Genomic DNA, 25,187 nt, shown 5'->3' on the forward strand with positions numbered 1-25,187 from the left:
AGGAATATATATGATTAACGATATTAAAAAAGACGGCGAAAGCCGTATGCAAAAATCACTAGAAGCACTAGAGAATGCCTTTGCTAAGTTGCGTACAGGTCGTGCTCACCCTGGTGTATTATCAGGTGTGATGGTTAGCTACTATGGCTCTGATATGCCATTAAACCAAGTTGCTAGCATCAATGTTGAAGACAGTCGCACGCTATTGGTGCAGCCATTTGATCGCTCTATGGTGCAGGCAGTGGATAAGGCGATTCGTGAGGCGGATTTGGGTCTAAACCCAATGACTGCTGATGTGATTCGTGTACCAATGCCTGCTTTAACTGAAGAAACTCGCCGTGATATGCAAAAAATCGCTCGTGCTGATGCTGAGTCGGCTCGTGTGTCAGTGCGTAATATCCGCCGTGATATGCTTGGCGACATAAAAAATTTGGTCAAAGATAAAGAAATCTCAGAAGATGATGAGCGTCGTGCTGCTGACGACATTCAAAAACTTACCGATGAGTTCATTAAAACCATTGATGCTCGCCTGTCAAAAAAAGAAAACGAACTGATGGAAGTGTGATTGTTCGGTCATGCCCTAGACTGGCTTTATTCTGATGAATAGACTTTAGGTCAAAAAAAGACTTACGCAAGTTTCAAAATTTGAGTAATTTTGAGATTATGTTGTAAGTCTTTGTTATTATTAAGTTTTTGATAATTTTTCTCGAAGATTAAGACATTATGACAAACACCGCTTTGCCACCACTTGCCACCATACCAAAGCACATTGCCATCATCATGGACGGTAATAATCGCTATGGCAAATCTCATCAGCTTGCCACAGGACAAGGGCATATCAAGGGTAAAGATGCACTTGATCCCATTGTTGAGCATTGCTTGGCTCGTGGTGTGCAAGTCTTAACGGTGTTTGCTTTTTCATCGGAAAACTGGGCAAGACCAAAAGACGAAGTGGATTTGCTGATGAATCTATTGACAACAACCATTCATGAGCAGATGCCTAGAATGCACAAATACCGCATTCGTTTAAGATTTATTGGCGACCGCACACAACTTAGAGATGACCTACAGAGACTTATGGCAGATGCGGAGCGTCAAACGGCTCATTTTGAAGCGATGACATTGGTGATTGCCATTAGCTATGGTGGTCGTTGGGATATTACCCATGCCACCAAAGAACTCGTTAAAGAAGCGATGATGGGAGAGATAAGTGCTGATGATATTGATGAGGTGAGTTTGGCACGCCATATTCAGTTGTCGGATTGCCCGCCTGTAGATATGCTGATTCGCACAGGCGGTGATTATCGCATTTCTAATTTTCTATTGTGGCAGGCTGCTTATGCGGAGCTGTTTTTTACACCAACGCTATGGCCGGAGTTTGAGCCACAGGAACTAGACGAGATGATGGCGATGTTTGCAGGTCGTGAACGCCGTTTTGGTAAAACCAGTGAACAAATCCAGAGTCAAACTAATATGGAGTATTCATCATGTGGCAACGCATAAGAACCGCCATCGTACTGGTCATCATTGTTGGCTTTGCACTGTTTGCAAGCTCTATGCCTATTTTTGTCCTTCCGCTACTAGCGGTGGGGGTGGTTATCGCTTCGCATGAATGGACAAAACTGATGCCTAAGTGGAATAAGCCCATCTTGTTTGTCCTGATTACGCTCATCATTACCATCATCTCTATATTTTTTCCAAAAACATGGGTGTTTTGGTGGTCAGCATCACTTGTTATTTGGGCGATGGCATTGTTGTGGGTTAAGCAGTATCCCAATAAAGAAAAGTGGTATGGTCGCCGTTTGGTGTACATGGGTGGTGTGATTTTGACGGCTGCTATTACCGCCATGTATGGGCTGTGGCAGATGTCGCCTTGGTGGCTGATGTATGTCTTTTTGTTGGTTTGGTGTGCTGATAGCGGTGCATATTTTGTTGGTCGCAAACTGGGTAAGACCAAACTTTCTCCTAATGTCTCGCCCAACAAATCGGTTGAGGGACTTGTCGGTGGTCTATTGACTGCAGGCGTGGTGGCTGCGGTCGTAGGTTATTATTTGCAGTTGTCTGGGGTGGCGTTGTTTTGGTTTTTGGCACTATCGGCATTGACGGTGGGAGCGAGCGTATTGGGTGATTTGTTTGAGTCCATGCTTAAACGCCGTGCAGGTATTAAGGATTCGGGCAGTATTTTACCTGGTCATGGCGGTGTGCTTGACCGCATTGATTCGTTATTATCTGCCACACCTATCTTTGCGTTGGGGTTTTGGCTGTTACTTGAAATGGGTATTTTTACAAAAGTATGGATAAAAATGAATTTGGCAAATCTGCTGTAGATTTCATGATGATTGGGTTAAATCATCTGAATATTGAGCGACTTTTGTGCCGAATGGATTTTAGGGTTGGTATGTGATGAAATTTTTAGTTATTTTTGTTGGCAGCTTGTTTTTGAGTGCTTGTGCCAGTCATTTGGCGGTAGAAGAACCTACCCAACAGTCTTTTGATAAACATTGTCAAAGACAATTTGCCACACCCAGTCTTGATGACGCTGACTACCAACAAAAAATCAGTGAGTATCACACCAATACCAGTCTTTGCCAAACAATGAACTCTTTTTAATGACAATGAAGCATTCTGTTTTAAACATTAGCCTGCTCGGAGCGACAGGTTCTATTGGTGATAGCACCCTTGATGTCATCGAACAGCATCAAGGGGATTATCATTTATTTGCCGTCTCTGGATTTGCTAATTGGCAAAAGTTGCTTGAGATTTGTGTGAGATTTAACCCCAAATTTGCAGTGGTTGGCGATGAATTTTTTGTGCAATTTCAAGACGAGCTTGATAAGCTGTCATTAAGAACCACTGCCTTACCACAAAGTCTGAGATTAGATTGGATTGCCAGTCATGATGATGTAGATGTGGTTGTGTGTGCCATCGTTGGTGGGGCAGGGCTTTCATCGACCTTATCTGCTGTGCAAGCGGGCAAAAAAGTCTTGCTCGCCAATAAAGAAAGTCTGGTGATGGCAGGTGATTTGGTCATGAATACCGCCAAGCAGACTGGGGCTGTCATCCTGCCTATTGATAGTGAGCATAATGCAATTTTTCAGTGCTTACCACAGGCGGTGCAAACTGATAAGTCATTGCTCAATCATGATAATTTTGGTATAAAAAAACTATGGCTGACGGCAAGCGGTGGGGCATTTTTGCATAAATCTTATGAAGAGATGCAATCGGCAAGCATAACAGATGCGGTCAATCATCCTAACTGGTCTATGGGTTCAAAAATCACGGTAGATTCTAATACGATGATGAATAAAGGGCTTGAATTCATTGAAGCCTGCCATCTATTTGGTGTGGGTGTAGATGATGTAGAGGTCGCCATTCATCCACAGAGCATCGTCCATTCTATGGTGGAATATGTAGACGGTTCGTGGCTAGCACAAATGGGCAATCCAGACATGAGAGTGCCTATTGGTTATGCTTTGGCGTATCCTAACCGCCTTACAACAGGTACTAAGCCACTTAATCTTTTTGATATGGCAAAACTAGAATTTATTGCTCCTGATGAGAAAAAATTTGCCTGTCTGGCACTTGCCAAAAAAGCGATGAAGCTAGGAAATGGGGCGTGTATTGTACTAAATGCCAGTAATGAAGTGGCGGTGAATGCGTTTTTGCATGGTAAAATACGCCTGACCGATATTGCTGTATTGGTTGAAAAATGTCTGGACAATCCGCTATTTCATAACATTTTAAGTAAATCTTATGATGATTTGGCGGATATTTTAGCACTTGATGAGCAGGTGAGAGTGACCGCTTGGGCATTACTACAAGAATTTTAGAAATTAAAGAGCTAAAGATTGATTATGGCTATGAATGGATTATTGATGTTTTTGGCGGCGGTCTGTGTGCTTGGACCGCTTGTGGCATTGCATGAATGGGGTCATTATATCGTTGCACGATTGTGCGGGGTGAAGGTTTTGACCTACTCTATTGGCTTTGGACCCAAACTGTTTGGCTGGACGAGTAAAAAATCTGGCATTGATTATCGTATTTCTGCCATTCCTTTGGGTGGGTATGTCAAAATGCTTGATGAGCGAGAGGTTGAGGTGGTGCAACACGAGCGACATTTAGCCTTTAATAATCAACATCCATTAAAGAAAATTGCCATCGTAGCAGCAGGTCCTTTGATGAATTTTATCATTGCCATCGGATTGTTTTTTGTGCTGTTCATGCAGCCGTCCGAACAGCTAAACACTCGCATTGGCAAGGTGCTAGATGGAACGCCAGCTGCAGGTGTATTGTCGGTTGGAGAAAAAATCACAGGCATTGATGGTAGGTCCATCAATACTTGGGAAGAGCTAAATTATGCCTTAGCACATCGCATGGGCGAGACGGGCAGTCTTGAGGTTGTGGTTGAACAGGGCGGTAAATTTTCACAAAAGATGGTGCCAATCACGACATTCATGCAAGGTGAGCAACAAGGTCAAGATGCCATTTCAAGCCTTGGGGTATTGCCTTATCAGCCTGTGATAGAGCCTGTGTTGTCGGAGGTTGTGCCTGATGGTGCAGCAGCCTTGATGGGGCTAAAGGTGGGTGATAGAGTTACTGCCATTAATGACACGCCCATCAAAAATTGGATAGACGCCACGCCCATCATCCGCCAAAATCCTGAAAAAATGTTGGATTTTCACATCATAAGAGACGGTCAGCTGATGGTGGTTAAGGTTATGCCAAAAGGCATTAAACAGCGTAATCAGGTGGTTGGTCAAATTGGCGTTAGAGTGAGTCATCAAGGAATAATGTCCATTCCTGCAGAGTATCGCATGATGGTGGAGTATAGCCCAGCACAGGCAATCGCTAAAGCATTCACCAAGACTTATGATTTATCAGCAATGACCGTTGACGCCATTGGCAAGATGATTACAGGGCTGATAGGCATTGAGAATATCTCAGGTCCTATTACTATCGCTGAAGTGTCAAAGACGAGTTTTGAGATTGGTTGGGAGCAAGTATTATCGACCGCCGCCATCATTAGTTTATCTCTTGCTGTGATGAACCTGCTACCCATCCCTGTGCTTGATGGCGGTCATTTGGTATTTTATACCTATGAATTGATTCGTGGCAAGCCAATGAGTGAGTCGGTTCAAGTGATTGGATTGCGTTTGGGTATGTCCTTACTGCTGTGTTTCATGTTGCTTGCAATCAGTAACGATATCATGCGATTGTTTGGCTAATGGCTCAAAATTTAACAATTTAACCATTTATTTTAAAAAAATTGCCAAAAATTGCGAATAAATCTCTTTTGGGGCTTGCCAAAATCGCTTTTTTGGCTTAATTTAGCACGGTTAATGTTGTGTCTTTCTGCTCATTGCTTCTTTTGGATTATTTTTCAATTTGGGCGATGATATGGATATGGCACACATCTTTAAAATTGATAATAATTGTGGATATGATTTTATGTGTATGCCTAAGTTTTCAGGTTTTGTAACTACTTCAATTTCTACCGCCATCATCATGGCGATGACAACATCTGCCCACGCACAGGCCTTTATTGCTAATGATATTGCGATCAATGGTTTACAGCGTGTTACCATTGAAAGTTTACAAACAACCTTGCCCATTCGCTTGGGTCAAAGCGTGAGCGAGGAACAGCTTGCTCAGAGTATCCGTGCATTGTATGCAACAGGGCACTTTTCAAATGTGCAAGCTGAAGTTAAAGACGGTGGGGTGTTGTTTCATGTAACAGAACGACCTGTGATTGCAGAAATTAACTTTAAGGATAATAAACTCATTCCAAAGCAAGGTCTTGAAGAAGGCTTAAAAATGGCAGGTCTGACCGTTGGGGGTGTGCTAAAGCAATCCACTGTAAATGCCATTGAAAATGAGCTAAAAAACCAGTATATCTCGCAAGGCTACTACAACAGCGACATTAAGGTTAATCAAACCGAACTAGATGGCAACCGAGTTAAGCTAGATGTTGAGTTCATTGAAGGTAAGGCGGCAAAAGTTGTTGATGTCAATATTATTGGCAATAAATATTTTAGCGATGAAGACATCAAAGATGAGCTGACTTTAAAAGATAGAGTGATAAACCCGCTTTCAAAAGCCAACCGTTATAGTCAGGAGCGATTAAATGCCAGCCTTGAAGCTTTGCAGGTAAAATACCTAAATAAAGGCTTTGTGCGTTTTAAGGTAGAAAATTCTAGCCTATCCATTGATGAAGAAAAGGATAAGGTATTTGTTGAGATTGCCGTTAGTGAGGGCGAGAGATATAATTTTGGTAAGACGCAATTTTTGGGTGATGTTACCTATGAGATTGATGAACTACAAAAGTTCGTAAACTTTCAAGAGGGCGACAATTATTCACAAGCCAAACTTGACGAGGTTACCACCAAGCTTGCTGGTAAATTCGGTGATGATGGCTATTATTATGCCCAAATTCGCCCAATTACACGAATCAATGATGAGACTCGCACGGTAGATATTGATTATTATATTGATCCTGTACGCCCTGTGTATGTACGCCGTATTAACTTTGCAGGTAACTCAAAGACCAAAGATGAAGTGCTACGCCGTGAAATGCGTCAGCTAGAAGGGGCATTGGCATCAAACTCTCAAATTCAGCTGTCTCGTATACGCCTAATGCGTACAGGTTTCTTTAAAGATGTGCAGGCTGAAGTTATCCCTGTCCCAAACACTCCTGACCAAGTGGACATCAGATTTACTGTACAAGAACAGCCATCGGGTTCATCAACCATCGCTGCAGGTTATAGTCAGTCTGGTGGTTTGACTTTCCAGTTGGAATTATCGCAGTCAAACTTTATGGGTACTGGTAATCGTGTTAATACATCATTTTCTCGTTCAGAGACTCGTGATGTGTATAACTTTGGTATGACCAATCCATTCTTTACTGAAAATGGTGTTTCACAAAGTGTGAATGCTTACTATCGTAAAACCAAGTATGACAATAGGAGTATCAGTAATTATGTGCTAGATTCCTATGGCGGTACGCTAAGTTATGGTTATCCTATCAATGAAAATCAGCGTATTAGTGCAGGTTTTAATATTGATAATACCAAGATTCAAGGTGGTCGTGGCATGGCGGTTAGCAATGTCAAGCGATTACTTGAAGATGGCGGTAAAATTACGATATTTGATGGGAATAAAGCAGGCTTTAGCCATAATTACACCTCGTATAATGCCACATTGGGCTGGAGCTATTCAAGTTTGGATAAACCAGTGTTCCCAACTAAGGGTATGAGCCATAATGTTGATCTTACCTTAGGCTTTGGCGATAAGACATATCAAAAAGCCGTGTACACTGGTAATATTTATTATCCTTTATGGAAGGGTAGTATCCTGCGTGGCTACACCAGACTGGGCTATGGCAATGACTTGCCATTTTATGAAAACTTCTATGCAGGTGGTTATGGCTCGGTGCGTGGCTATAATGCTTCAAGTTTAGGTCCTCGTTCACAAAGATATGATGTTGCCAGTCAGCAGGAGCGACATCGATTGGGGGAAAATGTCGGTGGTAATGCCTTGGCTACCTTTGGTGCAGAACTGATTTTACCATTACCATTTAAAGGTGATTGGGTTGACCAAGTCCGTCCTGTACTATTCTTTGAAGGCGGTCAAGTGTTTGATACCACAGGTATGGATAAGCAAAAAGTGAATCTAAAGCAAATCACCAATGGTAATGCCCAATCAACAAGCTACACTGTGCTAGAGCAGGATAAAGAGCTTCGCTATAGTGCAGGTATTGGTGCAACATGGTACACGCCAATTGGACCATTATCTATCAGCTATTCAAGGCCGATTAACAGCAAAGCTAATGATGAGACTGAAAAAGTCCAATTCCAAATCGGTAGCGTGTTCTGATGGCAACGCTCCTACAGCTGATTGAAGTGATTGAAAAAGTACAGCCTGTTTTAAACAAGGCTGTACTTGGCATATCTGACACCCAAAAAACTGTACTGCGTGTGGCGAATTTATCAGATGCCGATGCTGATGCTGTGGCATTCATCGCTCACACCAAGTATGGCGATGACTTGATGAGTAGCCAAGCAGGTGTCATCATTGCAAGCGAGTCGTTCACGCAATCCATTCCTAATACAGCGGTCGCCATCATCGTCAAAGATGCGTACTTGGCATATGCTTGTGTTAGTCCACTATTTGCTTATGAGCCCAAACAGGTATCAAACATACACCCAACCGCCATTATCTCACCAACAGCCGTGCTGGCAGAGGGTGTGAGTATCGGTGCTTATAGCGTGATTGGTGAAAATGCACAGATTGGGGCGAACTCTGTCATTGGGTCAAATGTAACGATTGATGATTTTGCGGTGCTTGGGGAGCGTTGTCAGATTTCTTTTCATGTCAGCATCGCTCATCACAGTCAGCTTGGTGATGAAGTAAGCATTCATGCCCATGCTAGTATTGGGGCAGAAGGCTTTGGTTTTGCCCCAAATCCGACCAAAGAGGGGCTTCGTTGGCAGCGTATCGCACAGTTGGGGCGAGTGGTCATTGGTAGCCGAGTGCGTATTGGTAGCAATACCTGTATTGACCGTGGGGCGGTTGGTGATACGGTCATTGGTAATGATGTCATTATTGATAATCTGGTGCAGATTGCCCATAATGTGCATATTGGCGATGGCACAGCGATTGCTGCAAAAGTTGGCATTGCAGGCAGTACGCATATTGGTCGTCATTGCATCATTGGCGGGGCAGCTGGCATCACAGGGCATATCACGATTGCTGATGGAGTTACCATTACCGCCATGACAATGGTAACCAACCATATCAAAGAAGCAGGTAGCTACTCATCAGGTACAATCGCCATGCCGACAGCCAAATGGCGTCGTGCCACCATCAAGTTTCGTCAGTCTGGTGAAAAATAATCAAAAGCCTGTTTGGATTTATTTTATAAAATATAAATAAAGTACTATTTACTGTTCTTATACTAAGGATACACCATGTCAAATACCACCATCGATATTGATCTACTCACCCAAGAGGATTTGGACGCACTAAATGAGCGAGGGGTTACCTTGCCTTTAAAATACGACCAAATCAAGCACTATCTGCCACATCGTTATCCGTTCATGCTAATTGACCGTGTAACTGCTTGCTCGCCTAATCATTGGATTACTGGCTACAAGAACATTACAATCAATGAAGAGCTGTTCAATGGGCATTTTCCTGACAATCCCATCATGCCAGGCGTACTGATGGTTGAAGCGATGGCTCAGTTGTCGGGTATTTTGGGTTTTATTAGTGCAGGTCAGACTTCTAAAAGTGGCTACTTGTATCTGTTTGCAGGTGTGGATAAGGTACGCTTTAAAAAGATGGTTAGTACAGGCGATACTTTGGTGATTCGTTCAAAGGCGACCAGAAGTGTGCGTGATATTTACAAGTTTGAGTGTACTGCTCATGTTGATGGTGAGTTGGCGTGTAGTGCTGAGATTATGATTGCTCGTCAAAAAGTTGCTGATTTGTGATTGATGAATGTAGTGAGATGTATTAAACTAGGTAATAAATTTCAAGCTAAGACTTGGTTGGTTATACTAAATAGTATGACAATCATGTTAACTATAAAAATCATGGATAATACCATGTGGGAGTTTTTGGGGTAGGTATGAGCATTCACCCAACCGCCATCATTGATGAATTCGCCATCATTGATGAAACAGCTGTTATTGGTCCTTATTGTATTGTTGGTAAGAATAGTAAAATTGGTGCACACACGATACTAAAAAATCATGTCATTGTGGGTGAGAATACCACGATTGGTGAGCATAATGAGATTTATCAGTTTGCTAGTATTGGTGAAAATCCGCAAGATTTAAAATATGCAGGCGAGACGACTTATCTGGAAATCGGAGATTATAATTGTATCAGAGAGTCTTGCACCTTTCATCGTGGTACGGTTCAAGATCGTGGCTTAACTAAGATTGGTAGCCATAATCTATTTATGGTCAATACGCACATCGCTCATGATTGTGTGGTGGGTGATCATAATGTGCTTGCTAATAATGTTGGTGTGGCAGGGCATAGCCATATTGGTCATTATGTGATTATCGGTGGTCAGTCAGGTATCCATCAGTTTTGCCGTATCGATGATTATAGTATGATTGGTGGTGCAAGTCTCGTCTTAAAAGATGTGGCGGCATTTACGATGGTTTTGGGCAATCCTGCTAAGACGCATGGCATCAATAAAGAGGGTATGCGTAGAAAAGGCTGGAGTGCCGAGACGATTAAAATACTAGACGATGCTTATCGGGTGGTATTTCGCTCCGGTCTGATTCGTGGGCAGGCATTAGATGAATTACAAAAGCTGGTCGTTCATGAACCTAAGGTTCAGCTGTTCATCAACTCTCTACAAAATAGTCAGCGAGGCTTAACTCGCTAATTTAATCCGTTAATACAAAAACCCATAACTTTTAGCTAGGGGTTTTTGTATTTTATTTTATTTGACTTTTGTTTATTAATAAATCAAACTATTATAGCAACAATACTGCAAGATATATTTGTAAGGTTGTTAATTAATAGGTAAGTAATCAGTGATCGTTGGGCTGATTGTGCCATGACGATGAAAAATGATAAACAGATAAGGAGAGTTTATGTCTGTGCAACGAGAAAGTTGGTCGGCACGCTCTGGATTTATTTTGGCTGCCATTGGTTCGGCAGTCGGCCTAGGGAATATTTGGCGTTTTCCGTATGTTTCTTATGAAAATGGCGGTGGTGCGTTTTTTATTCCGTATTTGATTGCCTTAGCGACAGCAGGTTTCCCACTATTGTTTTTGGATTATGTGGTTGGGCAAAAGTACCGTGGTGCACCGCCAACCGCTTATGGACGCATGGTAAAATCTGCCGAAGGCGTGGGTTGGTGGCAAGTATTGGTCTGCTCTGTCATTGGTATTTATTATGCTAGCGTGCTTAGCTGGGCAGGTCAATATACCCTGTACTCATTTAGCCAAGCGTGGGGCGAAGATACAGAAAGTTTCTTTTTTGATCACTATCTACAAAACGGCTCAGGGTTAGATTTTACCTTTGTGCCAAGCCTATTCATTGGCGTTGTGGTGGTGTGGGCAATTGTGCTATTCATCATGTATGGTGGTATCAGAAAAGGCGTTGAGCTGGTTAATAAGATTTTTATTCCATTGCTTGTTGTTATGTTTGCCATTATGGTGATTCAAGCGGTGCGTCTGCCAGGTGCAGTTGAGGGTCTTAATACCTTCTTTACACCAAACTGGGCGGCGATGGCAAACCCAAAAGTATGGCTTGCGGCTTATGGTCATGTGTTCTTTTCAATGTCTATCGGCTTTGGTATTATGGTAACTTACTCATCATACCTAAAAAAGAACGCCAACCTGACAGGTTCTGGACTGATGGTTGGTTTTGCCAACTCATCATTTGAAATCTTAGCGGGTATTGGTATTTTCTCGGTGCTTGGCTTTATGGCGACGGCATCAGGCAAGCCTGTGGCAGAAGTTGTCTCTGGCGGTATTGGCTTGGCTTTCGTGGCTTTCCCAAAAATCATCTCAAGCATGGGTGATGCTGGCACGATTATCGGCGTGTTGTTCTTTGCTTCGCTATTTGTAGCAGGTCTGACCTCGATGGCAAGTATCATTCAAGTGCCAATCTCTGCGGTTGAAGATAAATTTGGTTGGTCGCACAAAAAAGCCGTTACCATCGTTGGTGGCATTTCGGCAATCATTTCTATTGTACTGTTTTCAACTAAGACGGCGATTACCTTTGTTGATATCATCGATCATTTTGCCAATAATATTGGCGTGGTGTTTGGTGCGATTTTGTCAATCATCTGGGTAACTTGGCTAAACCGTGGTTTGCTTGATAAACTTATCCGCCATATCAATGGTATTTCAAGTGTCAAAGTGGGTGTAGGTTGGTCGTTTGTATTAACTGTAATTACGCCAATCTCCTTGATTGCTGCGTTGGTACTTAGCCTAAAATCACTACTGACCGAAGGTTATGATAGCTATGACTTCATCACGCAACTTATCTTTGGTTGGGGTGTGGTAGCAATCTTTGCTATCGGAGCAATGTTACTAACAAAAGCTCGTGGACATAGTTCTCATGGCGAACAAAAGGGGGGTTATTATGAATAGCACAGCTTTAATTATCATGATAATAGCATTGGCTGCTATTTGGGGTGGCTTGATTTTATCCGCCATCCATTTGATAAAAAACCCTGATATTGATATGGATGAAGTACCAAGTGAGTAATTTGCCAAATTGGTGAGTGGCTCACTCAGTTAAAAAACACACGCTTTATTGGGCGTGTGTTTTTATTTGGTTTTAAGAAGTTGAGTTTGCCGATGTTTTGTAATCAGCTAAGCTCTAATGCAGGCACTTCCAACCCTTGTTTGGTATAAAATTGTGCCACAAATACCCCAAAACGGTCTTCTTCAATACTGGCTCTAATGCCTGCCATGAGATTTTGATAAAAGCGTAGGTTGTGAATGGTGTTTAATTGAGCAGATAGCATTTCATTGCATTTGTGCAGATGATGTAAATAGGCACGGCTAAAATTCTGGCAAGTATAGCAGTCGCATTCACTATCTAAGGGTGATGTGTCATGACGATGGACAGCATTTTTGATTTTTATCGCCCCTGTTGATGTGAACAGATGACCGTTTCTTGCGTTGCGAGTTGGCATGACACAGTCAAACATATCCACACCACGACGCACCGCCTCAATAATATCAACAGGAGTGCCTACGCCCATCAAGTAGCGTGGCTTATCAGACGGCATAAGATTGGGTAGATAATTGAGTACGCCCATCATTTCATCTTTTGGTTCGCCCACCGAAAGACCGCCAATGGCATAGCCATCAAAAGGCATCTTTAACAGTCCTGATAGCGATTTTTCACGCAAATCTTGATACATAGAACCTTGAACGATGCCAAACAGAGCATTTTTATTGCCTAGCTTTTGATGTTCATCAATGCACCGTTGCCCCCAGCGAAGTGAAAGCTCTAAAGATTTATCTGCCTCAAGATGGGTGGCAGGGTAAGGTGTGCATTCATCGAACTGCATGACGATATCGGAGTTTAGCGATTTTTGGATTTGCATTGAAATCTCAGGCGACAAAAATACTTTAGCTCCGTCAATCGGCGAGCGAAAATACACGCCTTCCTCTTTGATTTTACGCATTGCTCCAAGACTAAATACCTGAAAACCACCAGAATCCGTCAAAATTGGTTTATCCCAACCGATAAAGTCATGCAGTCCGCCAAACTGATCAATAACAGCAGTGGTAGGGCGAAGCCATAGATGAAAGGTATTGCCCAAAATGATGTCTGCACCGATGGCATGGATGTCTTTAGGTAGCATCCCTTTGACAGTGCCATAAGTTCCCACAGGCATAAAAGCAGGGGTCTGTACTTGTCCGTGTGCTAAATGAACCGTGCCTCTTCTGGCACGAGTGGTAGAGCAGGTGTTATGTAGAGTAAATTTCATATGATTGGTCTTAATTGGTAATGTGGGTGAATTTTTTAACAGTGCTATTTTTACAAGGTTATTTTGATAAAGTCATCATAATAAAAACCTGTTATTTTGCCTATCGGTCTTGTGTTAGTTTTTATCCAGTAACATTGCATCGCCATAGCTAAAAAAGCGATAACGCTCACTGATGGCATGAGCATAAGCTTGTTTGATGTTGTCAGTGCCAGCAAAGGCAGACACAAGCATCAGCAGGGTGGATTTGGGTAGGTGAAAATTGGTAATCAATCTATCCACCACACCAAAGTGATAAGGTGGATAAATAAAAATTTGTGTATCACCACTAAACTCAGTCAGTTTGCCATCTACACGATGTAGATGGGCGGTCTCTAGCGTACGAGCAACGGTCGTGCCTGCAGCGATGATTTTCCCACCATTTGACTTGGTTTCATTGATTTGATTGGCGGTTGCTTGTGGCAAGTGAGCGTATTCAGCGTGCATGATATGCTCTGATAGATTCTCTGCTTTAACAGGAGTAAAAGTACCTGCACCAACTTGAAGCGTTACAAAGGCAATCTTAACACCTTTATTTTTTAATTCATTTAGCACTTTTTCATCAAAATGTAGGCTTGCGGTTGGTGCAGCAACACTGGCCTCTTTGGCAGGGTCATAAAATACCGTTTGATAACGAGTGTCATCATCTTGGTCGGCTTTGCGTTCAAAATAAGGCGGAATAGGCATCTGCCCATAGCGTTCTAAGTCTGGTAAAATCGGTGCATCAAATTGCAAGATGAATAAGTTTTTGTCTCGTCCACACATGGTGGCTGTTATGTTGCCGTCCGCCAAACTAACTGTCTGCCCAAGTTTTAGGGCACGACTAGAGCGAACATGACAGTGAGCGATGCGTTGCTCATGATTGGTGATGCGTTCAATAAGCACCTCCACCGCACCACCTGTATCCTTAATGCCAAATAGCCGAGCCTTCATCACTTTAGTGTCGTTTAACACAAGCAAGTCGCCTTTATTTAATAGGCTGGGCAAATCGGTGAATGCCAAATCCGTGCGTCTGTTGCCTTGCACATGAAGCAGGCGAGAAGCTGAACGCATAGCGAGCGGATAACGAGCGATGAGTTCGTCAGGTAAATGGTAATCAAAATCGGCGGTCAGTAGTGGCGTGGTCATGAGTTTTGTTTTCATAAAAAGCCTATTCTATCAAATTTTTGGCAAAAATTGGATGTTCTGCTGATTTTTTCTTATAAAATTAAACGATATCTTTGTTGGGCTGTTCGTAAATCGCTTAGATGGTTTCAGTCATGCTTGTTTGGATGTTTTATATGGCGACATAGACCAAAGCTTAGGGCTGATGGGTTATTTGGTTGATTTTGATAAAAGCAATGTATGACCTAATAAAATCATGCTACAATAAAGTAAGTCTATCATATGGCGGTTTTGCCAAAAACATACGCTAACTAACATTGATACCAATCCATAACCAATAAGATACCATGTTTAATCCCTTTAAAAAGAAAACAACCATCAGCATGACTGATATTAATAAAGTGATGAGTGAATTTACTTTATATGAGCAGTCGTTGGCGACTTATATAGATGGTCATGAGCTAAGTGGCGATACACTAAACCTAACCCTAAAAGTGCATAAAAATGCCAACCAAGCCGAGCTTGAAAAGGTGTATCACGACCTAAGGAGCAGACTGCATCTAATTGGTGTTGGGGAGGTGAATCTTAATGTTGTTTTGTCTGATAAAGTTGCCCCAACTGGCACAAAAATAGATATCAGTGGTCAGCAAAAGACGGGTGTGCAGAATTTTAATCCCAATAACAGTGTTCAAGATGGCAGTGATGCCATGTCAGAGCAATCTACACCCACCAAATCCGTCTCTAGGCAGTCTGATATCGCTGTGCATCCACGCATTCGCCATATCATTGTTGTGGCATCTGGCAAGGGGGGTGTGGGTAAATCTACCACCACTGTGAATATCGCCCTTGCTTTACAGAAGCTTGGTAAGAGAGTAGGTATCTTAGATGCCGACATCTATGGGCCATCTGTGCCTGATATGCTTGGTGTGGTAGGGGTAAAACCTGCTGTTGAAAACGATCAATTTGTACCAATAGATGCTCATGGGCTTGCTATGCTCTCTATTGGTAGCTTGCTAGAGAGTGATAATACCCCAGTGGCATGGCGTGGCATCAAGGCGACAGGTGCTTTGATGCAACTATACAATCAGACTAACTGGCCACATCTTGACTATCTGGTTATTGATATGCCGCCTGGTACGGGCGATATTCAGTTAACCCTTGCTCAGCGTATTCCGATTACAGGAGCGGTGATTGTTACTACGCCACAGCACATCGCTTTACTTGATGCTCAAAAAGGCATGGAAATGTTTTTTAAGACTGATATCCCTGTTATTGGTGTGGTGGAGAATATGGCACTACACACTTGCACGAATTGTGGTCATGTAGATGCTATTTTTGGGGAAAATGGCGGCAAGGGTCTAGCCAAGCGTTATCAAGTGCCATTATTGGGACAGCTTCCGCTTGCCACAGGCATCCGTGAGAATATGGATAAAGGCAGTCCAAGCGTGCTATTGGGTGATGACTTTTCGGTGTATTATGAGCATATCGCTAACAATATTGATGGTCAAATTGGTAAGTTTGATAAAGGAGAAAGTGGGCGGATATTTTAATTGGCTTGATAAAAAGTCTAATGCAATATCGGTACTTTAAATTGCCTAAGTCATCATTATCCTTTATAATGCAAAAATTTTTAGTAGCGTATTGTTTGTGGTTTTAGCCATAAGGCAAAGAATTTTACAATAAATATTTTAAGTGAGAAATCATTATGTCCATCAAGTCAGACCGCTGGATTCGTCAAATGGCGACAGAGCATCAGATGATTGCTCCGTTTGAGCCAAACCAAATCCGCCATAATGAACAAGGCGATAAAATCGTCAGTTACGGCACATCAAGCTATGGCTATGATGTTCGCTGTGCCAATGAGTTTAAGGTGTTTACTAATGTGCATTCCGCCATTGTTGACCCTAAAAACTTTGATGAAAAAAGTTTTATTGATATTGTCGGTGATGAATGTATCATTCCGCCAAACTCATTTGCATTGGCTCGTACGGTAGAGTATTTTAAGATTCCACGAGATGTGCTGACCATCTGTTTGGGCAAATCTACTTATGCACGCTGTGGAATCATCGTTAATGTTACACCCTTAGAGCCTGAATGGGAAGGTCATGTTACTTTGGAATTTAGTAATACCACTAATCTACCTGCACGCATCTATGCAGGCGAGGGCGTGGCACAGATGCTATTTTTTCAATCTGATGAGGTGTGTCAAACTTCCTATAAAGACCGTGGTGGTAAATATCAGGGACAGACAGGCGTTACATTACCGAAAACTTGATGTCATTGAGTGATACTTGGTTACATAAGTTAAACCGCAATTTTCAAAAGATTGTTCTACAATGAGCAATCTTTTGTTTTTTATGACTATTTTGGTTTAAGGTTTGGCAGGTTGGATATTGGCGAAAAATCACCAGTTTGATGCTAAAATGGCACGCCAACGAGCAAGAAAATAGCCCAAAAGCTAAATCATTTTGAGCTAGAAGAAACCATTAAATGGAATGATTATTTGTCATCAGTGATTAAGGCATGGGTCTTGGCATTAACAGGATGCGTGGGCTGTGTTTTGTGGAAATAGACTAAAAAGATGGAGCGAGTATGTACCGTCAATGTTTGGTGGCAGCGTTTGGGCTGATGGCTCAAGTTGGGCTGGCAAATTCATCGGAGATTTCTAATACATCAATACAGAGCATTCATGATGATATCCATGAGCAGGCACTACCCCATGTCATCAAAGCTAAGATGATGGCGGTAGGGCTGTCTGACGAAGAGATAAGTCTGTGGATTGAGCCATTAGACGGCATTAGTATTGCAAAAACACCCACTCAAGCCATTAGACGACATACTCCAATCGTTCGCCACCGTGCCGATAAGCTGCGTACACCTGCATCCACCCAAAAGCTCATCACAACCTTGATTGCTCTGCACACTTTGGGGGAGAACCACCGTTGGTTTACTCGTATCTATCCTAAGGGTGTGATATTAAATGGGGTGCTGTATGGCGATTTGGTCATCAAAGGCTCTGGCGATCCTTCTATGACGCATGATAGACTTGTTGCCATGCTTGAGCAAGTACAAAAGCAAGGCATACGCCATATTCATGGTGATATCATCATTGATAACTCAGCTTTTACCAATGTTAAATACGACATTCAGGCTTTTGACGGACAGGGGTTTCGTGCTTATAATGCTGCACCGAATGCTTTTTTGGTTAATTTTGGCACAGTGGAAGTTGATGTTTTACCATCAGGGCATGATAAGTTGGTACAGATTGGCAATAAAAAAGCCATTGCTTTTACCCCGACAGACGCACAAAGTGCTGCTGTGCGAGTATTGCCACCACTTGATGATTTTGATGCACCAACTCAAATCGCTGCCAATCATGCCAGTTGCTTAAACGACACCAAATTTCATCTGACGGATACAAAGCTGACCATCTTAAGTGGTACACGGGCTTCTTGTGGTAGGCGGTCTTATTGGCTAACTTTTGCTGATTCGGATACTTTAGCACTCAAGGCGGTAAAGGGTGTTTGGCGGTCACTAGATGCTAAATTTTCAGGTCATGTTCGCATACAGACGGATGTTGATAGCCCGACTATTGCATGGCTTAGCTATCCATCTAGACCGCTATCAGAGCAGATTTATCTTATTAACCAATACTCTAATAATGTCATGACCGAACAGGTGGCATTATCGTTGCCATTATCCATACCGATGTCAGGACAGTCTAAGATGAGCGACTACTCTCGTGCGTTTAACTTCATTAATAAATGGTGGCAGACACACTTAACCACGCAACCGCCCATCATGAGCAGGGCATCTGGATTGTGCAGGGATTGTGGCATTACAACAAGTGCGATGGCGGATTTGTTGATATTTGCTTATCATCAGCCAAATTTTGAGGTGTTCAAGGAGTCATTACCGATTGCAGGGCAGACAGGGACAATGCTGTCTTTGGCAGAGCGTGATGCTAGCCATCCTGCCATCGGTCGTGCTTATGTCAAGACAGGCACGCTCAACAATGTCAAAAGTTTGGCTGGATATGTGATGGATACACAAGGCAGATGGTATGTGTTGGTTGCCATCATCAATGCCCCTAATGTGGGGCATGATAGCCGTGCCACCGCTGTGCTTGATGAGACTTTGAGCTATATTGCCACACGCTGACGGTAGATTGGGCTAAAATAAAAACAGCCCTTAGCTGGGCTGTTGTGTGAATGATGGGTTTTAATGATTTTATATCAACAACTCAAGCACTGCCTTTGAGCCAACAAAACCAACAGCAAGTAAAATAAAGCCATAGATGGTAAAATTAGCAGCACGCTTGCTACGCCAGCCAAAGCGGTAATGTCCGATGATAAAAATACCAAAGATAAGCCATGACAGCACGCTAAAAAACAGCTTGTGAGCGATGTGCTGTGCCATGATATCATAAGTTGAGACAAAGCCAAGACCTAAGGCGATACTTAAAATCACAAAGCCAACTAAAATCATGTCAAAAAGCAAGTTTTCCATGCTCTGCAAACTTGGTAGCTTACTTACCCAAAAACGATGAATGGTCTGATGTTTTAGCTCTCGGATTTGTAGTTTTAGAATGATTGCTTGTACAGTCGCCATCAGTAGTACACAATAAGCAGCAAAAGACAGTAAAATATGGGCTTGTAGTATTGATGTCAGCTCACCTAAAGGTTCGTACGGTGCTCGCCCAAAAAACCCCACACTAAGACCAGCTAAAGCAGTTGGGACGGCAAGTATGCCCAAACTCATGATGGGGCGATATAAACAAAACAACACAAAAAACACCAAAAAAAACAGACTGATTAGGCTGATGGTGTTAAAAATGTGTAGATTAAGACCGTAGGCAGTGATGATTTGCGGAAATAATAAAAACGCATGCAGTCCTGCACCGATCAATAAGGCGGTGATAAAAATTTGTTTGTTAATGGGTTGTTGTTTGGCGAGTTTTTGATACAAAAAACCAACAACTGTTGCATAAATTATCGCAGTGATGACATAGATACTAAGCACAAGAACCCCTAATTTGGATAAAAATTGCAAAAAACGAGCATTTTTTATCACACCTTTTAATTTAAATTGGTATAATTGCATAATTTATCATAAAATAGACGGTATTTGTAGTTTTCGCATTGTTTGATTTTAGATTAATTTGGAAAAATTATGTTTGATACGCTAACCGAACGACTTTCTGGCAGCCTTCGCAACATCGCTGGTACAGGACAGCTGGCTGAAGATAACATTAAAGATACACTGCGTGAAGTGCGTATGGCACTTTTAGAGGCGGATGTGGCACTACCTGTAGCTCGTGAATTTGTCGCTAAGGTCAAAGAAAAGGCATTGGGTCAAGAGGTGCTCAAAGAGCTTGCTCCAGGTCAGGCTTTTGTTAAAATCGTTTATGATGAACTTACCGAGATGATGGGTTCTGCCAATCAGTCTTTGGAGATGACAGGAAAATCGCCTGTTGTCTATCTGTTGGCAGGTCTGCAGGGTGCAGGTAAAACCACGACTGCAGGTAAACTTGCCAAATACATTCAAGATAAACAAAAGAAAAAAGTCATGCTTGTGTCGGCTGATGTATACCGTCCTGCTGCCATTAATCAGCTTGAATTTGTCGCAGGGCAAGTTGGGGCGATGTTCGTGCCATCAAGTGTGAGCGAAAACCCTATTGATATTGCCCGCCGTGCTATTGAAGAAGCAAAAATCAAGTATGCCGATATCCTAATTATTGATACTGCAGGTCGCTTGGCGATTGATGAGGAGATGATGGATGAGATTAAGGCATTAACAGCAGCGGTCAACCCAACCGAGACTTTGTTTGTTGTGGATAGCATGACAGGTCAGGATGCGGCTAATACCGCCAAAGCCTTTAATGACGCATTGCCGTTGACGGGTGTCATTTTGACCAAAACTGATGGCGATGCTCGAGGTGGGGCGGCGTTGTCGGTGCGTGCCATCACAGGCAAGCCGATTAAGTTTTTGGGTCGTGGTGAGAAACTAGAAGCACTGGAGTTATTCCACCCAGAACGAATCGCACAAAGAATCTTGGGTATGGGTGATGTGTTAAGTTTGGTTGAGGAGGTTGAGAATAAGATCGACCGTGAGCAAGCTGAACGCATGGCAAAAAAACTCCAAAAAGGTGGTGAGTTTGACCTAGAGGACTTACTCAATCAGTTCCAGCAAATGAAAAACCTAGGCGGTATGGCAGGCTTTTTGGATAAAATGCCAGGCATGGGTGGTGCCGATTTACAAAAAGCGATGGAAGAAGCAAAACCTGAAGAGAAGGTTAAAGAGATGGAGGCACTCATTCACTCAATGACGCCATTTGAACGCCAAAACCCTGATAAGATTACCCCTAGCCGAAAACGCCGTATTGCTGCAGGCTCAGGCAAACAAATCCAAGATGTCAATCGCTTGCTTAAACAACACAAGCAGATGGCAAAAATGATGAAGATGATTAGCCGTCCTGATGGCATTGGCAAGATGATAAAAGCGGTGCAAGGTTTAACCAAAGGTATGTCGGGTGGCGGTGGGCCATTGTTTGGTGGTGCAGGTAAAGCTCAGGCAGGTATGAGTGAAGCACAGATGAAACAATCAATGGCTGAGTTGGGGCTTAATCCAAATAATATGCCAAGCATGGAGGAGATGCAAAAACGAATGCAAGCGATGGAAGGGCAATTTCCAAACTTTAAAAAGCGTTTTTGATGCGTCATGGCAAAAAACACTCAAGACCTAACTGAGTGTTTTTTGTCTTTCATTATTGAAAAATTAAAATTACCCAAACAATTACCGAAATTAAGCCGTCTGTATTTCTGTATTAAAGTGGTGGCAGAAGATTAAGCGAGTGTGTGAGCTGTTATGTTAGTTGCATTTGATACTATTTTTGATCAATGTGCCATTGCTGTGATGACTGCTGATGGGCAGATGATTTATGATAAGTCGGTGGCAGGTTCTCGTGGTCAGACAGAGATTATCCTGCCGATGCTTGATGAGGCTTTGAATGAGCTTGGTATTGATGTCAAAGAGGTTTTGGCATGGGCGTTCAATCGAGGGCCTGGTGCATTTAGTGGTATCCGCATCAATACAGCGGTGGTACAGGCATTATCGGTGGCAAATGATGCCCCATGTGTCGGTATTTCAAGCCTTAAGGCATTGGCACATGCGTTAATATCCAAAAAAAATCTACCCAATAACAGCCGTATTACCAGTGTGATAGATGCCAGACAAAACCAAGTTTATGCAGGTGATTTTGTGTTAGCTGATGGTGCTTTGGTAGTCAAAGATGAATACCTGTTAGATTATGACAGCGTGGTTGTTTCTGATGTCATTGTGGGCAATGGTGCTGATTTAATACAAAGCACGGCACAAAAATTAAACTTAGAGCCTACCGCTTATCACATCGCACAGCTTGCTTATCCGATATGGCAAGCAGGTGGTGCGATCAGTGCTAAGCAGGCTTTGCCAGTGTATCTACGCCATAATGCCTGGAAAACACTTGCCGAACAAGGTAAAAAACAAGCGAATTGATGACTTTTTGTTTGTGAGAGCGTTTTAAAATATCGTCTCAATCACCATGGTCATAAGAACGGTAATAAAACAGCTAATTTAAATCACTGATTAAGCCAATATTATGGATATTTTACTTTTCTTAAAAGCTATTGTCATGGGCATCGTTGAAGGTGTGACGGAATTTTTGCCCATATCAAGTACAGGCTACATGATTTTATCTGCCGATATCATGGAGTTTTGGGATAAGGACAAACGAAATTTGTTTATCGTTTTTGTTCAACTTGGGGCGATTTTGGCGGTGATTTATGACTATTGGGGACGGCTATGGACAGCGTTGATGGGGCTATTGACGGGTAAGTCGAGCAACATGAGTAACCCTAGATTGCTAGGCATGGCACTTATTGTTGCCACACTGTCTGTCATGGTGGCGGGTTTTACGCTAAAAGATTTTATTACAGATGTGTTGTTTCATCCACTCATTGTGGCGATGATGCTGATCATTGGGGCGATACTTATTATTTATGTTGAAAAACACCCAAAGGCAGTTCAGGCACAAGAAGCTGAACACATTGATGTTAAAATGGCATTAAAGATTGGCTTGGTGCAGTGTTTGGCACTCATACCTGGCACAAGCCGTTCGGGTTCGACCATCATTGGTGCATTATGGTTTGGGGCATCTCGCAAGGCAGCGACCGAGTTTTCGTTCTTTTTGGGTATTCCTGTGATTATCGGTGCGGCACTTTTGGATTTATTAAGTAATAAAGATGTGCTACAGATGGGTCAGGATTGGGCGGTTTTGGCAGTAGGAACGGCAGTTTCGTTCATCGTGGCATTGCTGTGCATTCGTTTGATGGTGGCATGGGTGTCCAAAAAAGACTTTATGATTTTTGCGTATTTGCGTATTATTACAGGGTTGGCGGTGCTAGTGGTTTATTTTCTTTTTGACTATCAGATTCAAGGCTGATGTGCTGCATGGATATTTTGGTTGTTGGTACAGATGCTGATGCTAGGATTTTTGATGAGCTTGTCTTGTTGAGTGCTCAATATGATTTGCCACTGACTTTATCCTTTAAACTACTATCAAAGGTGAATGATAAGTTTATCTTGACAACCACCTTGGATTATCCGGATAGTACCATCATTGCCATCATAAAAAACAGTCCTGCCATCATTTGGGCAAGCGATAATGGCATCATGAAATCATCACTTCACTGGCAAGCATTGACCAAACGAATCGTTAATGCAGGGCGAAAGTCTGAGTTGATTTTGCAGGCGTGTAAATTGAACGCTCAGATGACAGTGATTGATGGTATGGCAGGTTTTGGGCATGATGGGTTGATTTTGGCGAGTACGGGCGTGCAGTTGCACATGATGGAGCGACAGCCACTCATGGCGTTGTTGCTATTTTATGAGCATGGACTGATGAGTGGCAATCAAAACTGGCAAAAATTACTGTCTTGCATTCATATTCATTATGGGGATTTTTTACTAAGTGAGCTTGGGTTACCAAAGGTGGATTTGGTGTATCTTGACCCCATGTTTCCTGCTGACAGCTACACCGCCAAAGTGGGCAAGAATATGCAGGTGCTACATGAGCTAGCACCGCCACCAAGTAGTGATGATGAACGACTGCTTTTGACGCAGGCAATGCGTACGGCGATCTGCGGTGGTAGGGTGGTTGTCAAGCGTCCAATATCTGCCCCTTATCTGTCTGGTCAAATACCGGCACAAAGCATCGCCAATGATGCGATTCGCTTTGATAGATATCAAGTAACAACATCTTGAACTGTGTGATATAAGGAGTGATGATGCAATACGAATATGTGATCATGTTGGTGGTTTTGATTATGGCGTGGCAGAATTTTTCTTTAAGACGCAAAATAAAACAACTGTGGCAAACGATGGATAAGACCAAATACATCGATTATTATGCAAAGATTGTACATCAAACCAAAGACCAGACAGTAGCTGTTAAGAAACTGCGTCAGGCATTTCCTGAACTTAACTTATTGCAAGCGGTGGAGATTAGTCAAATCGCCCATCAGCAGTCTGCTGTTCAAAAAGAGTCAGGGGTATGAATTTTTTGGATAAACTCATCGCTTGGCTTGAGCTGACTCGATTTGATAAACCTGTTGGTACAGAGTTGTTGCTATATCCGACTTTATGGGCAGTATTTTTGGCGAATGCAAAACTTGGGCAACTGCCTAGTGTGCGGTATGTGTTGATTTTTGCACTTGGGGCGATTCTTATGCGGGCGGCAGGCTGTGCCATCAATGATTTTGCGGATCGCAAGGTTGATGGGCAAGTCAAGCGAACCAAAAATCGCCCATTGGCAGATGGTAGACTGTCTGCTCGTACGGCGGTGCTAAGTTTTGTGGTACTGGTTTTATTATCGGCAAGTTTGTTGTTTTTTTTGCCTGTGCAGGTGTTTTATTGGTCGCTTGTGGCGGTCGCTCTTGCCTTTATTTATCCGTTTATGAAGCGATATACGCATCTGCCACAAGTGGTACTGGCGGCGGCATTTGGCTGGGCAATACCGATGGCGTATGTTGCTAGTACTGGCAATGTTGATTTTTGGGGCTGGTTGTTGTTTGTTGCGTATATGTGCTGGACGGTGGCTTATGACACCCAGTATGCCATGTGTGATAGAGACGATGACCTAAAAGTGGGCGTAAAATCGACCGCTATTTTATTTGGTCGCTACGATGTGATGATTGTTTGTGTGCTAAATGCTGTATTTTTGGGGTTGATGACATGGGTATTTCATCATTATTTTACAGCATGGACAAAATGGCTTTTGTTGCCTGTGGTGGGGTTATTTGTCTATCAATACACTTTGATTGCTCATCGTGAACGCCTGTCTTGCTTTAAATCATTTCGCCATAATGTATGGGTGGGTCGTTATGTCTTTTTAGTGACGGTAGTTGCGTGTGTGTGGCACTTTGGTTAATAGGGGTGTTAAATGCGTGGATTATTTGTGTATTTTATTGTTTTTCTTGTTATTTATACCCAAAAATACCATGAAATCAGCGTAAATTAACCTCAAATATGA

24 protein-coding genes are annotated in these 25,187 nt (G+C 42.6%); 21 read left to right on the plus strand and 3 right to left on the minus strand.

What is annotated here, in order from left to right:
* Nucleotides 1-10: 10 nt before the first annotated feature.
* The 12 genes from frr to ACERC6_RS03370 all read left to right on the plus strand — a co-directional run bounded on the left by frr (nt 11) and on the right by ACERC6_RS03370 (nt 12,240).
* Nucleotides 11-565, plus strand: coding sequence for a ribosome recycling factor (gene frr, locus ACERC6_RS03315; protein WP_284672898.1), 555 nt, complete (start codon nt 11-13; stop codon nt 563-565).
* A 158-nt stretch (nt 566-723) separates the two neighbouring features.
* Nucleotides 724-1,503, plus strand: a complete 780-nt coding sequence (gene uppS, locus ACERC6_RS03320) for a polyprenyl diphosphate synthase (protein ID WP_284672897.1) — start codon at nt 724-726, stop codon at nt 1,501-1,503.
* Complete coding sequence (locus tag ACERC6_RS03325) at nt 1,488-2,327, plus strand: phosphatidate cytidylyltransferase (protein ID WP_284672896.1); 840 nt, start codon at nt 1,488-1,490, stop codon at nt 2,325-2,327. The genes uppS and ACERC6_RS03325 overlap by 16 nt, the downstream gene beginning before the upstream one ends.
* A 76-nt stretch (nt 2,328-2,403) precedes the next feature.
* Nucleotides 2,404-2,610, plus strand: coding sequence for a hypothetical protein (locus tag ACERC6_RS03330; RefSeq protein WP_373628541.1), 207 nt, complete (start codon nt 2,404-2,406; stop codon nt 2,608-2,610).
* A gap of 5 nt (nt 2,611-2,615) precedes the next feature.
* Nucleotides 2,616-3,830, plus strand: a complete 1,215-nt coding sequence (dxr, locus tag ACERC6_RS03335; protein ID WP_373628600.1) for a 1-deoxy-D-xylulose-5-phosphate reductoisomerase — start codon at nt 2,616-2,618, stop codon at nt 3,828-3,830.
* A 30-nt stretch (nt 3,831-3,860) separates the two neighbouring features.
* Complete coding sequence (gene rseP / locus ACERC6_RS03340) at nt 3,861-5,225, plus strand: RIP metalloprotease RseP (protein WP_373628601.1); 1,365 nt, start codon at nt 3,861-3,863, stop codon at nt 5,223-5,225.
* Between the two features lie 229 nt (nt 5,226-5,454).
* On the plus strand, nt 5,455-7,872 hold the full coding sequence (gene bamA, locus ACERC6_RS03345) for an outer membrane protein assembly factor BamA (RefSeq protein ID WP_373628542.1): 2,418 nt from the start codon (nt 5,455-5,457) through the stop codon (nt 7,870-7,872).
* Nucleotides 7,872-8,891 carry a UDP-3-O-(3-hydroxymyristoyl)glucosamine N-acyltransferase gene (gene lpxD, locus ACERC6_RS03350; protein ID WP_373628543.1) on the plus strand — a complete coding sequence of 340 codons (1,020 nt, stop codon included), beginning with the start codon at nt 7,872-7,874 and terminating at the stop codon, nt 8,889-8,891. Before bamA ends, lpxD begins: the two co-directional genes overlap by 1 nt.
* A gap of 75 nt (nt 8,892-8,966) precedes the next feature.
* Nucleotides 8,967-9,491, plus strand: coding sequence for a 3-hydroxyacyl-ACP dehydratase FabZ (gene fabZ / locus ACERC6_RS03355; protein ID WP_373628544.1), 525 nt, complete (start codon nt 8,967-8,969; stop codon nt 9,489-9,491).
* Between the two features lie 137 nt (nt 9,492-9,628).
* Nucleotides 9,629-10,402 carry an acyl-ACP--UDP-N-acetylglucosamine O-acyltransferase gene (gene lpxA, locus ACERC6_RS03360; RefSeq protein ID WP_373628545.1) on the plus strand — a complete coding sequence of 258 codons (774 nt, stop codon included), beginning with the start codon at nt 9,629-9,631 and terminating at the stop codon, nt 10,400-10,402.
* 211 nt (nt 10,403-10,613) lie between these two features.
* Nucleotides 10,614-12,122, plus strand: a complete 1,509-nt coding sequence (locus ACERC6_RS03365) for a sodium-dependent transporter (RefSeq protein WP_373628546.1) — start codon at nt 10,614-10,616, stop codon at nt 12,120-12,122.
* Nucleotides 12,115-12,240 (plus strand): methionine/alanine import family NSS transporter small subunit, encoded by a 126-nt coding sequence (locus ACERC6_RS03370; RefSeq protein WP_284672889.1) that lies wholly within the window; start codon nt 12,115-12,117, stop codon nt 12,238-12,240. The genes ACERC6_RS03365 and ACERC6_RS03370 overlap by 8 nt, the downstream gene beginning before the upstream one ends.
* 103 nt (nt 12,241-12,343) lie before the next feature.
* Here ACERC6_RS03370 and tgt read toward each other — a convergent pair whose 3' ends face one another.
* Nucleotides 12,344-13,477, minus strand: a complete 1,134-nt coding sequence (gene tgt, locus ACERC6_RS03375) for a tRNA guanosine(34) transglycosylase Tgt (RefSeq protein ID WP_373628547.1) — start codon at nt 13,475-13,477, stop codon at nt 12,344-12,346.
* Between the two features lie 114 nt (nt 13,478-13,591).
* Nucleotides 13,592-14,656 (minus strand): tRNA preQ1(34) S-adenosylmethionine ribosyltransferase-isomerase QueA, encoded by a 1,065-nt coding sequence (gene queA, locus ACERC6_RS03380; protein WP_373628548.1) that lies wholly within the window; start codon nt 14,654-14,656, stop codon nt 13,592-13,594.
* Between the two features lie 308 nt (nt 14,657-14,964).
* On the opposite strand from queA, the gene ACERC6_RS03385 reads away from it, so the two are divergent.
* From ACERC6_RS03385 to dacB, 3 genes are all read left to right on the plus strand, one after another.
* Nucleotides 14,965-16,167: a P-loop NTPase gene (locus ACERC6_RS03385; RefSeq protein WP_373628549.1), complete on the plus strand. Its 1,203-nt coding sequence runs from the start codon at nt 14,965-14,967 to the stop codon at nt 16,165-16,167.
* A gap of 155 nt (nt 16,168-16,322) precedes the next feature.
* Complete coding sequence (gene dcd, locus ACERC6_RS03390) at nt 16,323-16,892, plus strand: dCTP deaminase (protein WP_284672885.1); 570 nt, start codon at nt 16,323-16,325, stop codon at nt 16,890-16,892.
* Between the two features lie 317 nt (nt 16,893-17,209).
* Entirely contained in the window at nt 17,210-18,778 is a 1,569-nt protein-coding gene (dacB, locus tag ACERC6_RS03395; RefSeq protein WP_373628550.1) for a D-alanyl-D-alanine carboxypeptidase/D-alanyl-D-alanine-endopeptidase, read from the plus strand.
* Between the two features lie 69 nt (nt 18,779-18,847).
* Here dacB and ACERC6_RS03400 read toward each other — a convergent pair whose 3' ends face one another.
* Nucleotides 18,848-19,720, minus strand: a complete 873-nt coding sequence (locus tag ACERC6_RS03400; RefSeq protein WP_373628552.1) for an inner membrane protein YpjD — start codon at nt 19,718-19,720, stop codon at nt 18,848-18,850.
* A 69-nt stretch (nt 19,721-19,789) separates the two neighbouring features.
* On the opposite strand from ACERC6_RS03400, the gene ffh reads away from it, so the two are divergent.
* The 6 genes from ffh (at nt 19,790) to ubiA (ending at nt 25,085) form a co-directional block, all read left to right on the plus strand.
* A complete protein-coding gene (ffh, locus tag ACERC6_RS03405; protein WP_373628553.1) occupies nt 19,790-21,331 on the plus strand; it encodes a signal recognition particle protein in 1,542 nt (513 codons plus the stop codon).
* A gap of 153 nt (nt 21,332-21,484) precedes the next feature.
* A complete protein-coding gene (gene tsaB / locus ACERC6_RS03410; protein ID WP_373628554.1) occupies nt 21,485-22,153 on the plus strand; it encodes a tRNA (adenosine(37)-N6)-threonylcarbamoyltransferase complex dimerization subunit type 1 TsaB in 669 nt (222 codons plus the stop codon).
* 103 nt (nt 22,154-22,256) lie between these two features.
* Nucleotides 22,257-23,099 (plus strand): undecaprenyl-diphosphate phosphatase, encoded by an 843-nt coding sequence (locus tag ACERC6_RS03415; RefSeq protein ID WP_373628555.1) that lies wholly within the window; start codon nt 22,257-22,259, stop codon nt 23,097-23,099.
* A gap of 8 nt (nt 23,100-23,107) precedes the next feature.
* Entirely contained in the window at nt 23,108-23,920 is an 813-nt protein-coding gene (locus ACERC6_RS03420) for a class I SAM-dependent methyltransferase (RefSeq protein WP_373628556.1), read from the plus strand.
* Between the two features lie 23 nt (nt 23,921-23,943).
* A complete protein-coding gene (locus ACERC6_RS03425; RefSeq protein ID WP_373628557.1) occupies nt 23,944-24,213 on the plus strand; it encodes a hypothetical protein in 270 nt (89 codons plus the stop codon).
* Entirely contained in the window at nt 24,210-25,085 is an 876-nt protein-coding gene (gene ubiA, locus ACERC6_RS03430; RefSeq protein WP_373628558.1) for a 4-hydroxybenzoate octaprenyltransferase, read from the plus strand. Before ACERC6_RS03425 ends, ubiA begins: the two co-directional genes overlap by 4 nt.
* Nucleotides 25,086-25,187 lie beyond the last annotated feature (102 nt).

The sequence above is a fragment of the Moraxella sp. E33BD genome, from assembly GCF_041807865.1.
Taxonomy (GTDB): Bacteria; Pseudomonadota; Gammaproteobacteria; order Pseudomonadales; family Moraxellaceae; genus Moraxella; species Moraxella haemolytica.